The sequence below is a fragment of the Flavobacterium ovatum genome (genome assembly GCF_040703125.1).
GTDB classification, from domain to species: Bacteria; Bacteroidota; Bacteroidia; order Flavobacteriales; family Flavobacteriaceae; genus Flavobacterium; species Flavobacterium ovatum.
Genome location: NZ_CP160035.1, coordinates 3,210,001 through 3,224,422, shown reverse-complemented (window position 1 = coordinate 3,224,422; position 14,422 = coordinate 3,210,001). Strand labels below are relative to the sequence as shown.

Below are 14,422 nucleotides of genomic sequence, written 5' to 3'. Positions count from 1 at the left end.
TAGTTTTTTTTTAATTAAATAATATCTCAATTTTGAGTCGTTAGCTATTTCTGAAATTTTATGCTTTCGACCTCTTCAGCTATTACCATTTTACGCTGTTTATTGCTCCATGAATTCATTATGTAATTCATCACATCGGCTATTTCTTGATTACTTAACCCCATAGCAGGCATGGAGTTGTTGTATTTTTTTTGATTGACTATAATTGCACCGCTTTGACCATATTTTACGGCATGAATACTTTGGAGCCTTTTATTTTGGAACCAATCTGACCCGTCTAATGGAGGGAAATTTTTGCTATCACCCTTGCCGTTTATCAAATGACATTGGATACAAAAATCAGTATAGATTCCTTGTCCTCGTTGGATGCTTTCTTGCAAAGGATTATTTTTTTGTTGGGGACCAGTAATAAGGGAATAATCTTTTTTTAAATCGGAATGGATGATCATAAATTGACCTGGAAGATATATATATGTTGATAACAATAGGGTTATTATAAAATGCATTATTAGTGTATTTAATTAGGGATAATTTTTAGAATTCCTTTTCCTTCAACAGCTATATAGATGTAGCCATCTGGTCCTTCAATCACGTTACGCATACGTCCAATGTCGGTTGCAATTTTTTGTCTTCCGATGATTTCCGTTCCTCTTAATTTAACTAGTTCTAGGTATTGGAATTTTAAGGAACCTACAAGCAAATGACCTTTCCAATTTGGATATAAGTTGCTGGTTACAAAAGCCATTCCACAGGGAGCAATAGAGGGAGTCCACTGATAAAGGGGATTTTCTACTCCCTTTATTTCTTGTTTGGTACTAATTATAGTACTGTCATAATTGAGTCCATAAGTAACGATTGGCCAACCGTAATTCGTTCCTTTTTTGATAATATTGATTTCGTCTCCTCCTTGAGGACCGTGTTCGTGTTCCCAAATGGCTCCTGTAATGGGGTTTTTAGCCAAACCTTGCGGATTACGAACACCGTAAGAGTAAATCGCTTCTTTTGTATTGGCTTGACCTACAAAAGGGTTGTCTCTTGGAATACTACCGTCATCATTTAAACGGTATATTTTTCCGTTGTCACGACTGATGTCTTGTGGATTTACAAAATGTTCACCACGTTCTCCTACTGAGAAATACAAATAGCCTTGGTTATCAAAAACAATTCGGGAACCAAAATGTTGTCCCTTAGTAGTATTAGGAGAGCATTTGTATAAATATTCAATTTGGGTTAACGATTCATTTTCCAGTTTGGCTCTGATGAGTTTGGTATTTCCTCCTTCGCCATCGCCTTCAGTGGAAGCATAAGTGATATAAATCCAACCATTTTGAATATAATTAGGGTGTAAAACAATGTCTAATAATCCGCCTTGTCCTCGATTATATACTGAGGGAACATTTTTTATTTCAGTTTTTATTTTGTTTTTAATATGAAGTAATTGTCCACTTTTTTCAGTAACTAAGAGTGAGCCATCTGGCAAAAAAACCATTCCCCAAGGTATTAGAATACCATCTGCAATGGTTTCAAATGTATAACTGACAATTTCGTTTTGAAGGAGAATATTATTGGACTTGTCCTGAGCATGACAACTAATAAGCATACAAGAAAACAGTATGTAAATGATTCTGTTCATAATTATATAGGTTTAATTAGTAAACTATTTAAAGATACTAAAAGAACTTTAATAATTAAATTATTTTTAAATAGTATTGATTTTTAGTGTGTTATCGTGTTTTAAATATTTTTAGCCGTCTTTTGTTTTCTATAAATAACTGGTCTTGAATATACGATACAGAATTAATAAATATAAAAGTAAAATTATTATCAAACTGACATTTGAAAAAAGAGGTAAAGAGAAAATGAGTTAGTCTATTTTATGTTAAAAAAAGAAAGTACTATTTATTATGTATAGACTGGATTACATCGTTTTAGCTAATAATTATAATTTAAATTAGACTTGTTTTTAATAGTTGTTATGATAAATACCTGTATAATCGCAGTTTTACATTATATTTGGAGTCAATAAAAAGGAAAATGTAATGGGGAGAAATAATGATAGGAATATAAAAAAGCATAATGATAAATTACACAAAGCTCAGGATAAAGCAAAGCAGGCTGTAATTGATCGTAAAGAGCAATTAAAACAAATTACTAAAAAGTATAACGAAAGTAAAGCTGCCAAAGAGTAGTGTATTGATTTAAAATGGAAGAAAATAAATTTTTAGGAATAAAAAAAAGTGTTCAAGAGGTCATCGATTTAATAGCGGCAAATGACACCATCGAGGCAGGAAATAAGTTAATTGTAGTTAGTGAACAACTAGATGAATTGCTTGACTTTGCTGAAGAAGACGATGATTTAATTGAAATTAGTAAATACCAAGTTTTATTAAATCAGTTGTTTTTAAAAATAAATCCGACTATTGAAGATTAATTTTTTTACAGGTATAAAAATGCAAGTTGTAAATTGTTACTGCTGTTCAAGAAAAATTTTTGATAGTTGCTGTGAACCGTATTTATTAGGGACAAAAAAAACAACTACTGCCGAAGAATTAATGCGTTCTAGATATTCTGCTTTTGCAACACAACAAGCGGATTATCTTGTGTCTACTACTCATTTTTCTACTCGAAAAAACCACCATAAAAAGGATATATTAGAATGGGCAACAACCAATAAATGGTTGAAACTAGAAGTTTTGAATACAACTGAAACTACGGTGGAGTTCAAAGCTTATTATCAAGATACTTCAGGACAAAAATACATTCATCATGAATTTTCTACTTTCAAAAAAGAGAATGAGAATTGGTATTACGTAGATGGAAGATTTTAATAAAAGACTATCAAATTATTATTCGACCAAAGGGTTTAGATTCATATATCTAAACCCTTTGGTGTTAATGTTCTAGTTGCAATTTTAATTGATAGCTTTCGTCTTTAATTTTTTCAACTTCTTTTTTCCAATATGAAACATCTTTTTGAGCAAAGTTGACTTCTTCTTCTCGTTCAGCTGCTGATCTGAAAAACTGAAAATTAGAAGCTTCAGCTAGTCTCTTTTTAGAGTTTTCAAAATTGGAGGTGGCTGTCAATAGTAATTCTTGATTGTTGGATAATTGATTATTAACGGTTTCTTTTTTTTCTTTTAAAAGACGGTCTGCATCAATTTTTTCTTGGATAGCCATTTGAATTTTTTGTTCTTCAATTTCCTTTTGCTGCAAGCGGTATTGGACGTTATTTTTTTCGGTTTGTTTGTTTTTTAATTCGGAGGCTTCACGACGGTTGTCTTGGTACATACTCAAGAAAAAACTAGCGATAATTAAAACACCAAAAAAAAGGATAAAGGTAAAGACGCTTTTATTTAATCCAAAAATGCTTTTGTTTTTTTTTGTTTTAGGCGTTTCTACTTTTGGTGTTGGAGTAGGTGCAGAAACAGGGTTTACAACTGGAACAAAATTTTTAATGGGTGGTGGATTAACAGTCAGTAAACTTTTTAGTTCTTCAACCTCAGAAGCAGTAGTCCAATCGGACATACCTTGACACCAAACCGGAGTGGTCGCTTTGATGTTTTTAGTTTTTAATTCTTCTATTGTGAAAGGTCCGCTACTCTCAACTCCGTTATGCAGGAAATAACTATTCATTTGTGATTGCTTGATTTGGTTTCAAAAATACAAAACAAAATTCATTCCAAGGATTAAAAAATTCAAAGAAAAATGTATTGTATAGCAGTTTTGTTTTCTGTCAAGGATAGAAACGAAAAGCCCGTAAAGGAAGAAGCCTTTTTTATAAAACTTGGGCAAAAATAGCGACCGTAGGAAGCTCATTTTTGACCTAGTTTTATGGGCTTGTTCCTGCGGACTTGTAATGGATAGCCTGCCCGGACAGCATAAAAAGTTGATTTTAACTTAAAATTAATAACCGTTTGCTATCCCTATACTCTAAAAAGCTGTAATTTTAAAATTATGAAATGAGCATGATCAAAATTTGATTTATAATGCCAATGTTATTGGCGACTCGAGTATTTGCGAATAGGCGAAGCAATTACATATTCCAATAAAAAACAAAGAGTATCTACGTATGAAAAACGAGTTTAAAAAAGGGTTTTATTTTAAGCAATATACAGCACAAGAGCAATCTCCGTTTGATAAACTTTTTGGTATTTTCAAAGAGTTGATCACGCATACATCGGGAGATTTTGATGAGGCTATCAGTTGGTTGAGAGAGTTGGATGTCGAATACAAACTGACTGACGATAACTATACTATTGATGATTTTATTGAAGATTTAAAGAAGAAAGGGTACATTAAGGATGAAGTTAAGGAAGATGGTTCTGGGGGTTTAGGGATTACAGCCAAGACGGAAAGAGCCATCAGACAACAAGCATTGGATCAGATTTTTGGGAATTTGAAACGTTCGGGTTCTGGAAATCACAAGACCAAACATTCGGGTACGGGTGATGAACATACGGGAGAGCTACGGGAGTACCATTTTGGCGATGGACTGGAACAAATATCGTTGACCGAGAGTTTACGGAACGCTCAAATAAATCATGGTGTGGGCGACTTTAGACTGACTGAAAACGATTTGGTAGTTGAAGATACACAGCATAAATCGCAGATGAGCACGGTGCTGATGATTGATATTAGCCACAGTATGATTCTATACGGCGAGGATCGAATAACGCCTGCAAAAAAAGTAGCGATGGCTCTTGCTGAATTGATTACGACACGTTATCCAAAAGATACTTTAGATATATTAGTCTTTGGGAATGACGCTTGGCCAATTGCGATTAAGGATTTACCGTACTTGAAAGTTGGGCCTTTTCATACTAATACAGTAGCTGGTTTACAACTAGCTATGGACATGCTTCGTCGAAAACGAAACACCAACAAGCAAATTTTTATGATTACGGATGGGAAACCGAGTTGCGTAAAAGAACGTGATGGTTCCTACTATATGAACAGCAATGGGCTTGATGAGTATATCGTGGATAAATGCTACACACAAGCACAACAGGCAAGAAAATTACACATTCCGATTACGACTTTTATGATTGCGAGTGATCCGTATTTGCAAAAATTTGTCAATAAATTTACGGAAGCCAATCAAGGAAAAGCGTTTTATACAGGCTTGAAAGGTCTGGGCGAAATGATTTTTGAGGATTATGAGACGAATAGGAAGAAGCGAGTAAAGTAGTTTTCATAAATCAAAAATCAAAGGTCAAATTTCCAAAAAATAAAAAAACTTAGTGCCCTTGTGGCAAAAATAAAAAAACTTAGCAACTTAGGGTCTCAGAAATTTAGTAACTACACAAAAAAACATGAACATAGAAAATATAAATACAATAGGAGAGTTAAAGGCTTCGGGTTATCAATCGAAGTCTATAAAGGACGAATTACGTAGCAATTTGATAGCTAAAATAAAATTGGGTAAACCTACTTTTGAAGGGGTTCATGGTTTTGAGAACACGGTGATTCCAGAGTTGGAGCGTGCGATTTTGTCTCGTCATAATATCAATTTTTTAGGGCTTCGTGGGCAAGCCAAAACGAGGTTGGCGCGTAAGATGGTGGAGTTGTTGGATGAATACATTCCGTTTGTGACGGGTTCGGAGATTAATGATGACCCTTTGCATCCCATTTCTCGTTTTTCAAAAGATTTAATTGCTGAAAAAGGAGTGAATACACCTATTTCATGGTTGCATCGTAGCGACCGTTTTTCGGAAAAATTAGCGACGCCAGATGTTACCGTTGCCGATTTGATTGGAGATGTAGACCCTATTAAAGCTGCTAACTTAAGACTGTCCTATGCAGATGATCGTGTGATTCATTTTGGAATGATTCCGAGAGCCAATCGTTGTATTTTTGTGATAAACGAATTACCCGATTTACAAGCTCGTATTCAAGTGGCATTGTTTAATATTTTGCAAGAAGGAGATATCCAGATTCGAGGATTTAAGTTAAGAATGCCGCTGGATATTCAGTTTATATTTACTGCCAACCCAGAAGATTACACTAATCGTGGTAGTATTGTAACACCATTGAAAGACCGAATTGGTTCTCAAATTTTGACACATTATCCAGAAACGGTGCAGATCGCGAGAACGATTACCGAACAAGAAGCAAAATTGGATGCTACACAATCGAGTAGGGTAAATGTTCCGTCATTGGCTAAGGATTTGCTGGAGCAAATTAGTTTTGAAGCACGAGACAGTGAATATGTAGATTATAAAAGTGGCGTAAGTGCTAGAATGAGTATTACGGCTTATGAGAATTTGTTGAGTACGGCGGAACGTAGAGCTTTGTTGAATGGTGAGGACAAAACTACCGTTCGCTTATCTGATTTTATGGGCGTGATTCCAGCTATTACGGGTAAAGTAGAATTGGTTTATGAAGGAGAGCAGGAGGGAGCGGCTTTTGTAGCACAACATTTGCTAGGTGCAGCGATTAGTACATTGTTTCCAATGTATTTTCCGAAAATTGAAAAACTAGAAAAGCCGAATGAAAAAACTGCTTATACGGATTTGATAGAATGGTTTTTTGCCGAAAGTGGTTTCGAATTATTAGATGATACTACTGATGCCGAATATAAAAATATTCTGAATGCGATTGTACCGTTGGAAATTTTAATTAAAAAACACCAACCAGACCTTGCCATAGAAGACCATTTGTTTATGAAGGAATTCATCTTGTGGGCAATGGTAGAATATAGAAAACTGAGTAAAGATCGTATTGCTACAGGGTATCAGTTCAAGGATATTTATGGAAGTTATATCAGTAAATTGTAACGGTTATTATGATATTGATTAAGAAGGATTTAGATTAGTCTCTAAATCCTTTTTTTTTATTTAGTGATAATAAAATCGCCAAATGTAATTTGTATTTCAATTTAGTCTACTTTCGCGCGTTGGCTGTATTTGCGGTCTCCAAAAAACCAAATGGAAAATAGCTTTGAAGCTCTTATTGCTTCTTATATTGAAAATAAAGTGGGTATATGCGAACACTTTTTAAACGATGCATTAGTCAATAATTTAAAGCAGAATTTATTCTCTTTAAAAGAACAAAGTTTGTTGATGGAGGCAGGAACAGGAAACTCAGAAGCTGTTTCTTATGATAGTGCTGTACGCAGCGATTCCATTTATTGGTTGGATAAAAAACACAATAATGTTTTTGAAAATGAGTTTTTTGACCAAATCGATGCTTTTGTAAGTTATCTAAATGAAAGTTGCTATACCGGAATTACTGGTTATGAATTTCATTATTCCTTATATGAAAAAGGCGATTTTTACCTCAAACATTTAGATCAGTTTAAAAGTAATCCAAGTCGAAAATACTCGATGATTAGTTATTTAAACAGCAATTGGCAACCTGTAGATGGTGGCGAATTATTGATTCATCAGGAAAATAATCTTCAAAAAATAAGTCCTACTCAAGGCAAAACAGTTTTCTTCAAAAGTGACGAATTACTACATGAAGTTTTAGTAACCCAAAATACCAGAATGAGTATTACGGGTTGGTTAAAAACGGATTAATTTTTAGAAAAACTTAAAAAAGAGTTCCTTGTTTATAAACAGGTTTCGGATTATCATTGAAACTAAAACGGTCTATTATTTCGAACTGTTTTATTATTGGGTTGAAACGGCGTAATGTTACGCTATCACAACGAAAATTTAAATTGATAAAAGGAAACAAACGATAGGCTGTAGCAATATAATCTGGCTTCAGTTGGCGACCAATTGATAGATGAGGTTCATTACTTTTAAGGAGTGTTTTTGTGCGAAACAATTGATGGATTTGTGTCATAATTTGTTTCAATTCAATTATTGAAAAGTCATCAGGTGCGATAAAAAAAGCACCATTAGGATAGGTATTAAAGTGGTCTAAGTGAACGTCTATTGGTTTTATGCCGTCGCAAATATTGATCAGTTGTTTTTTGATGTTTTCGATTTCATTATCTGTTGCCATAAATTCGTTGATGGTAATATGTGCTAATGAGTTTTTACTATGGTACCAACCAATTTCTTCCGCTAGTTTTTCTTTCATGGACTTCACCAAACTAATAATTTCGTTAGGAGGACTGATTACTAATGAATAGCGATTTTGTATAGTAGTCATTTCTAGTTGTAGTTTTAAAAAGAGCTGTAATGTACCATTTTTGTTTAAGATAAGGGGTTTTGTTCAGTTGTGATCTAGTTTGTGTTTTTATTAAAAAGTTTTTTTTGGGTCATATGTGCTCTATTCTGAATCATATGAATACTCTTAACTAGTCAGGGAATCATATTTTTGGATAACTAACTAAAACCTTTGAATAATGAAAATGAATAAACTTTTTTTTCCGTTTGCGATATCATTTGTCGCAACGGTTATTGCCTGTAGCAGCGATAGTGGAAATTCTGAAAAAGAAAAGACTATTGCCGACACTGTTAATCCCACTATCATTTGTGTTGCAGATATGAATGTAAATATCGAGGCAACTGCAAATGCAGCGATAGTGACTTATTCTACTCCTGCAGGCATCGATAATTTACCAGGTGCTGTGACCACGCAAACTGCTGGTTTGGCATCTGGCGCTACTTTTCAGGTGGGAGTAACTACGAATACTTTTCAAGTGAAAGATGCTGCTGGTAATGCTGTTTCTTGTAGTTTTAAAGTTACTGTTGTTAAGAACGCACCTTCTGCAGATTTGCCTTACTTTGTAGATGTAAATCCGACACCAACGGATAAAAAATGGACAAAAGTTGAAAATATGTCTGATGAATTTAGTGGTTCTACCTTGGATAATACAAAATGGATTAATGATCCGAGCAATGATGGTTTTAAATGGATTGGTAGAGCTCCAGGGTTATTTGAACCAAGTAATGTGACCGTTTCAGATGGTAATCTTAATGTGACCACTAGAAAGAGGAGTAGTCCTGAAGTGATAAACGGGAACACTTATACCCACGGAGGAGCAATTGTACGTTCCAAAAACCCAGGGAATTTGGGAATGTATTATGAGTGTAGAATGAAAGCAAATAAAACGGTCATGTCTTCTACGTTTTGGTTAGCGATGAAAAATAATTGTCCTACAGTGACTAGAAAACTAGAGTTGGATATTCAGGAATGTGTGGGAAAAACTAATAGTGGAACGGCTAGTTGGGCTACAAAATATACAAACATCTTTCATTCTAACGCTTTCAGACATGCCATTGGTTGTGATACGGGTATTACTCAAACGCAACAAATACAAGGGGCAGTAAATTTATCAGAGAAAAATACGGATCGTTTTTTTGTGTATGCTTGCTGGTGGAAATCTGCTACTGAGTTGGTGTTTTATTTAGACGGTAAATATGCTTATACGATTACCCCTCCAACAAATTATGATATTGACGGCTTTATAACTATGGCAATTGAGGTGTATGATTGGAACCCAATCGATCCCGCTGATACGATATGGGAAACAGGATCATTTGATGATTTAACAACCAAATATGACTGGGTAAGAACATGGAAATTGGCTGATAAGTGATTCGGAAAATATAAATGAAACAAAACCCCAAAACAGCAAAGCTCGTTTTGGGGTTTTACTTTATGGTTGATTCCTTCTAATTTGTAGTGAATGATCTTGAGATGGTAGTCTAATTATTATTGGTGGTAAAAAGATGTAAGTTGTTTTAAATAAGTTATTTAGCTTGGATTTGCATGTGTTTTTTAAAGGTTTTGCTTTGTTTTTTTTGTGTATAATTAGCTAATTGTGAAATAATTTAGTATTTTGAAAACATCCTATAAGATCTATAGGGAATAGTATAATAGGTTTCAGCAGGCTTCTGTTGTTTTTATGATTGCCAAAAATAGTTCGATTGGGATTATTCAACTACTATTAGGGTTTCTGAAGAATATAATAGGAAAACGCTAGACTAAAAAATAATTTTATGTTTAAACTAGGACAAAATGTACAGGAGGAATCTGGAGTTCAAATTATGAAAGTAATTGATTTGGAACCAGGATTAGAAGAAATTGTTGTCACACAATGGAAAGATGAGTTAGGAAATACCTTAATTGGTGAATTTAGTGAATCGCAGCTTACCATTGCTGATGGTGAAAATGTAGCGCAGGGAAGTTAAATAGTAGTAGGAATAAAATAATTACTAGGTGCTAATTAATTGGTTTTAATTAATGTAATGTACTATAATAGTTATAAATAAATTAGAGTAGATTTTCAAAATATATTTAGCTTGAATACTCAAAAGCTTCAAAAACAAAGTCCTTACTATCAGTAAGGACTTTTGCTGTAAATGGAATTATTTTTTAGACTCTTCGATAGAAAGTTTTCTAAATTCTTTTAGCATTTTTTCCATTTCCAAAGTTGATTTACGTGCTCTTGCTCCAGCCGCTTTTACTCCTTTTTCAATTAGAGATTCTGTTTCTGCAGTAAATGCTTCAAACTCAGCGTTAATTTTGGCTACTAATTCTTTCATGATTTTATTTATTATAGTTAAAGTCACAAAAATAGAATTTTGTAAAAGATAGGATAGTAAAATTATGTTAAAAATGATTTCTTTTTAGTCTTAAACGTGTAATTGTGACTTCAAATCATGATTGATTCTCATTTTGCCGTGTAAATGTAGTTTGTTTACGGTTTTTACGCTGTATTAGGTACAAATAATATTAATTTATGTATTGAAATCTGCATTTTTGCATTGTACTGTGAAGGTGCATTATCTAAATGATCTTGTTCATTAACTAATTTTTGAACGTAAGCCATTATTTTTAAAGCAGCTTTTTCTGTTAGTTTTAATTCAGTAGGCGTCCTTGTATGTTCATCAAACCACCAATATCATTTCCTATTATATAAGAGATAGTGTATTAGGGTAGGAGTCAAACGATTCAAAATCCGTTCGTAAATAACTCTAAATACCTACAAACTATAAAGCTCTAAAATCCCAAACCCCGCTTTTTCAGTCTATTAAAAAAAAGATTAAAAAAAGGCGTTTAAAAAGTATTGTTTAAGGGGGAAGACTCTGTACTTTTGCACCCGCAACAACGAATATGTTCACTGACACACTGGCAAGGATTACGAGATATAAAGGGGAAGAAATTCTTCAAAAAAAAATATCAAATAAAGCTTGTGAGGTTAAAGGAAACGAATTACATTTGCACCCCGCAAAACGATGAAAGTTCCTTGAGATACTGGTAAGAAAGAATAAAGAAATTAGGATTTAAATTCTAAAAAAAACTTTAAATTTTTCTTGCGAGAAACAAAAGAGTTTTTTACTTTTGCACCCGCTTCGAGAAACATGTTTAACATGACAACGAAACGGAAAAACAAGATAAGAACACGTTCCTAGACATATTGAATTGACAGCCGCTTTAACAGAGATGTTAGAGCACAAGAATAAGAGTAATAGAGTCGAGAGATTCGAATAATAACCGATAGAAACTGAGTCGACAATTAATAGTTTGAATTTATTCAAACGCACAATATACGATGAAGAGTTTGATCCTGGCTCAGGATGAACGCTAGCGGCAGGCTTAACACATGCAAGTCGAGGGGTATAGGTTTTCGGACCTAGAGACCGGCGCACGGGTGCGTAACGCGTATGCAATCTACCTTTCACAGAGGGATAGCCCAGAGAAATTTGGATTAATACCTCATAGTATAATGACTCGGCATCGAGACATTATTAAAGTCACAACGGTGAAAGATGAGCATGCGTCCCATTAGTTAGTTGGTAAGGTAACGGCTTACCAAGACTACGATGGGTAGGGGTCCTGAGAGGGAGATCCCCCACACTGGTACTGAGACACGGACCAGACTCCTACGGGAGGCAGCAGTGAGGAATATTGGACAATGGGCGCAAGCCTGATCCAGCCATGCCGCGTGCAGGATGAAGCATCTATGGTGTGTAAACTGCTTTTGTACGAGAAGAAACACTAGTTCGTGAACTAGCTTGACGGTATCGTAAGAATAAGGACCGGCTAACTCCGTGCCAGCAGCCGCGGTAATACGGAGGGTCCAAGCGTTATCCGGAATCATTGGGTTTAAAGGGTCCGTAGGCGGCCTTATAAGTCAGTGGTGAAATCTCCCGGCTCAACCGGGAAATGGCCATTGATACTGTAGGGCTTGAATTATTAGGAAGTAACTAGAATATGTAGTGTAGCGGTGAAATGCTTAGAGATTACATGGAATACCAATTGCGAAGGCAGGTTACTACTAATATATTGACGCTGATGGACGAAAGCGTGGGTAGCGAACAGGATTAGATACCCTGGTAGTCCACGCCGTAAACGATGGATACTAGCTGTTGGAAGCAATTTCAGTGGCTAAGCGAAAGTGATAAGTATCCCACCTGGGGAGTACGAACGCAAGTTTGAAACTCAAAGGAATTGACGGGGGCCCGCACAAGCGGTGGAGCATGTGGTTTAATTCGATGATACGCGAGGAACCTTACCAAGGCTTAAATGTAGATTGACCGGTTTGGAAACAGACTTTTCGCAAGACAATTTACAAGGTGCTGCATGGTTGTCGTCAGCTCGTGCCGTGAGGTGTCAGGTTAAGTCCTATAACGAGCGCAACCCCTGTTGTTAGTTGCCAGCGAGTCATGTCGGGAACTCTAACAAGACTGCCAGTGTAAACTGTGAGGAAGGTGGGGATGACGTCAAATCATCACGGCCCTTACGCCTTGGGCTACACACGTGCTACAATGGACGGTACAGAGAGCAGCCACTATGCAAATAGGAGCGAATCTACAAAACCGTTCTCAGTTCGGATCGGAGTCTGCAACTCGACTCCGTGAAGCTGGAATCGCTAGTAATCGGATATCAGCCATGATCCGGTGAATACGTTCCCGGGCCTTGTACACACCGCCCGTCAAGCCATGGAAGCTGGGGGTGCCTGAAGTCGGTGACCGCAAGGAGCTGCCTAGGGTAAAACTGGTAACTAGGGCTAAGTCGTAACAAGGTAGCCGTACCGGAAGGTGCGGCTGGAACACCTCCTTTCTAGAGCCTTAGTGTTAGCTTATTTATAAGCACGGTAGGGAAAAAGACGAAGAATCTAAAGGATTTAGAATATTAAGAATTTATTACTCTTGCTGTTAATTTAAAAAAATTGAATAAAATTTAAGTTAAAGATAAACGATTTAAGATTGTTGATTAACGATTTTTGATTTCAGATTTAGATCTGCAATCGTTAATTTAAAATCATAAATCCCAAATCACCTTGTCTCGTAGCTCAGCTGGTTAGAGTACTACACTGATAATGTAGGGGTCGACAGTTCGAGTCTGTCCGAGACAACTAATTTAAAGTTATAAGTTATTAAATATAATTTATAAGTTTAAAAAAACTTAAAGGAAATTTTAGAAGTTGAGAATGTATGAGATATGAATTCATAACTCAAAACTAATAACTCATACTTAAAAAATGGGGAATTAGCTCAGCTGGCTAGAGCACCTGCCTTGCACGCAGGGGGTCAACGGTTCGACTCCGTTATTCTCCACTATCTATCTACGAAAGTAGAAAGAAAAAGTTCATTGACATATTGAGATAAGAAAAATATTAAAAGTAGAAAGCGTTTTTTACTAGTAATAGTAAAGAACAAACAAAAACGGTCTTAATTAATTTTAAGATTGGTACAATAAGCAAAATAAGGGCGTATGGGGGATGCCTTGGCTCTCAGAGGCGATGAAAGGCGTGATAAGCTGCGAAAAGCTACGGGGACGGGCACACACCGATTGATCCGTAGATACCTGAATGGGGCAACCCACTAGATTGAAGATCTAGTACACCGATAGGTGGGCAAACCCGCTGAACTGAAACATCTAAGTAGGCGGAGGAGAAGAAAACAAAAGTGATTCCGTAAGTAGTGGCGAGCGAACGCGGATTAGCCCAAACCAATGTTGTTACGGCAATGTTGGGGTTGTAGGACCACGACATTTTATGTATGAAGAATTAGAATTTACTGGAAAGTAAAGCCAAAGAAGGTGATAGCCCTGTATAAGTAATGAATATAATAGATAGTGGTATCCTGAGTAGGGCGGGACACGAGAAATCCTGTCTGAATTTGGCGGGACCATCCGCTAAGGCTAAATACTCCTGAGAGACCGATAGTGAACCAGTACCGTGAGGGAAAGGTGAAAAGAACCGTGAATAACGGAGTGAAATAGATCCTGAAACCATACGCTTACAAGCGGTCGGAGCCCTTTCGTGGGGTGACGGCGTGCCTTTTGCATAATGAGCCTACGAGTTAACGTTGCTGGCAAGGATAAGTGGTTAAGCCACGGATCCGTAGCGAAAGCGAGTCTGAATAGGGCGCTTTAGTCAGTAGTGTTAGACGCGAAACCGTGTGATCTACCCATGGACAGGTTGAAGCTTTGTTAACCCAAAGTGGAGGACCGAACCCGTTGACGTTGAAAAGTCTTGGGATGATCTGTGGGTAGGGGTGAAAGGCCAATCAAA

Annotated in this window: 13 protein-coding genes, 2 tRNA genes and 2 rRNA genes (1 of these 17 cut by a window edge); 12 read left to right on the top strand and 5 right to left on the bottom strand. The window is 36.0% G+C overall.

Going from position 1 to position 14,422, the window contains the following annotated elements:
* Positions 1–44: 44 nt before the first annotated feature.
* On the bottom strand, positions 45–506 hold the full coding sequence (locus tag ABZP37_RS13560) for a cytochrome c (RefSeq protein ID WP_366183644.1): 462 nt from the start codon (positions 504–506) through the stop codon (positions 45–47).
* A gap of 11 nt (positions 507–517) precedes the next feature.
* Positions 518–1,633, bottom strand: coding sequence for a PQQ-dependent sugar dehydrogenase (locus ABZP37_RS13555; RefSeq protein WP_366183643.1), 1,116 nt, complete (start codon positions 1,631–1,633; stop codon positions 518–520).
* Positions 1,634–2,039: 406 nt separating this feature from the next.
* Here ABZP37_RS13555 and ABZP37_RS13550 point away from each other — a divergent pair, with 406 nt between their 5' ends.
* Genes ABZP37_RS13550 through ABZP37_RS13540 form a run of 3 tightly spaced genes read left to right on the top strand, consistent with a single transcriptional unit; the run spans position 2,040 to position 2,828 of the window.
* Entirely contained in the window at positions 2,040–2,189 is a 150-nt protein-coding gene (locus ABZP37_RS13550; protein ID WP_366183642.1) for a hypothetical protein, read from the top strand.
* 14 nt (positions 2,190–2,203) lie between these two features.
* Positions 2,204–2,431: a hypothetical protein gene (locus ABZP37_RS13545; protein WP_366183641.1), complete on the top strand. Its 228-nt coding sequence runs from the start codon at positions 2,204–2,206 to the stop codon at positions 2,429–2,431.
* Between the two features lie 19 nt (positions 2,432–2,450).
* Complete coding sequence (locus tag ABZP37_RS13540) at positions 2,451–2,828, top strand: YchJ family metal-binding protein (protein ID WP_366183640.1); 378 nt, start codon at positions 2,451–2,453, stop codon at positions 2,826–2,828.
* 64 nt (positions 2,829–2,892) lie between these two features.
* On the opposite strand, the gene ABZP37_RS13535 is transcribed toward ABZP37_RS13540, so the two are convergent.
* Entirely contained in the window at positions 2,893–3,633 is a 741-nt protein-coding gene (locus ABZP37_RS13535) for a GYF domain-containing protein (protein WP_366183639.1), read from the bottom strand.
* 436 nt (positions 3,634–4,069) lie between these two features.
* Here ABZP37_RS13535 and ABZP37_RS13530 point away from each other — a divergent pair, with 436 nt between their 5' ends.
* The 3 genes from ABZP37_RS13530 to ABZP37_RS13520 all read left to right on the top strand — a co-directional run bounded on the left by ABZP37_RS13530 (position 4,070) and on the right by ABZP37_RS13520 (position 7,520).
* Positions 4,070–5,188, top strand: coding sequence for a VWA domain-containing protein (locus ABZP37_RS13530; RefSeq protein WP_366183638.1), 1,119 nt, complete (start codon positions 4,070–4,072; stop codon positions 5,186–5,188).
* A gap of 124 nt (positions 5,189–5,312) precedes the next feature.
* Positions 5,313–6,776, top strand: coding sequence for a sigma 54-interacting transcriptional regulator (locus tag ABZP37_RS13525; RefSeq protein WP_366183637.1), 1,464 nt, complete (start codon positions 5,313–5,315; stop codon positions 6,774–6,776).
* A 150-nt stretch (positions 6,777–6,926) separates the two neighbouring features.
* Complete coding sequence (locus ABZP37_RS13520; protein WP_366183636.1) at positions 6,927–7,520, top strand: 2OG-Fe(II) oxygenase; 594 nt, start codon at positions 6,927–6,929, stop codon at positions 7,518–7,520.
* 13 nt (positions 7,521–7,533) lie between these two features.
* Here ABZP37_RS13520 and ABZP37_RS13515 read toward each other — a convergent pair whose 3' ends face one another.
* Positions 7,534–8,103, bottom strand: a complete 570-nt coding sequence (locus ABZP37_RS13515) for a 2'-5' RNA ligase family protein (RefSeq protein WP_366183635.1) — start codon at positions 8,101–8,103, stop codon at positions 7,534–7,536.
* A 196-nt stretch (positions 8,104–8,299) separates the two neighbouring features.
* Here ABZP37_RS13515 and ABZP37_RS13510 point away from each other — a divergent pair, with 196 nt between their 5' ends.
* Together ABZP37_RS13510 and ABZP37_RS13505 are read left to right on the top strand one after the other, a co-directional pair.
* Positions 8,300–9,496 (top strand): HYR domain-containing protein, encoded by a 1,197-nt coding sequence (locus ABZP37_RS13510; protein WP_366183634.1) that lies wholly within the window; start codon positions 8,300–8,302, stop codon positions 9,494–9,496.
* A 403-nt stretch (positions 9,497–9,899) separates the two neighbouring features.
* Positions 9,900–10,091, top strand: coding sequence for a hypothetical protein (locus tag ABZP37_RS13505; protein WP_366183633.1), 192 nt, complete (start codon positions 9,900–9,902; stop codon positions 10,089–10,091).
* A 177-nt stretch (positions 10,092–10,268) separates the two neighbouring features.
* On the opposite strand, the gene ABZP37_RS13500 is transcribed toward ABZP37_RS13505, so the two are convergent.
* Positions 10,269–10,445, bottom strand: a complete 177-nt coding sequence (locus tag ABZP37_RS13500) for a histone H1 (RefSeq protein ID WP_074723847.1) — start codon at positions 10,443–10,445, stop codon at positions 10,269–10,271.
* Between the two features lie 1,007 nt (positions 10,446–11,452).
* Between ABZP37_RS13500 and ABZP37_RS13495 the strand changes: the two genes are divergently transcribed.
* The 4 genes from ABZP37_RS13495 to ABZP37_RS13480 all read left to right on the top strand — a co-directional run.
* Positions 11,453–12,966 (top strand): 16S ribosomal RNA (locus tag ABZP37_RS13495).
* Positions 12,967–13,187: 221 nt separating this feature from the next.
* A tRNA-Ile gene (locus ABZP37_RS13490) sits at positions 13,188–13,261 on the top strand.
* A gap of 128 nt (positions 13,262–13,389) precedes the next feature.
* A tRNA-Ala gene (locus ABZP37_RS13485) sits at positions 13,390–13,463 on the top strand.
* 136 nt (positions 13,464–13,599) lie between these two features.
* Positions 13,600–14,422 (top strand): 23S ribosomal RNA (locus ABZP37_RS13480) (it continues 2,063 nt past the right edge of the window).
* Together the 16S and 23S rRNA genes with 2 tRNA genes alongside form the textbook arrangement of a ribosomal RNA operon.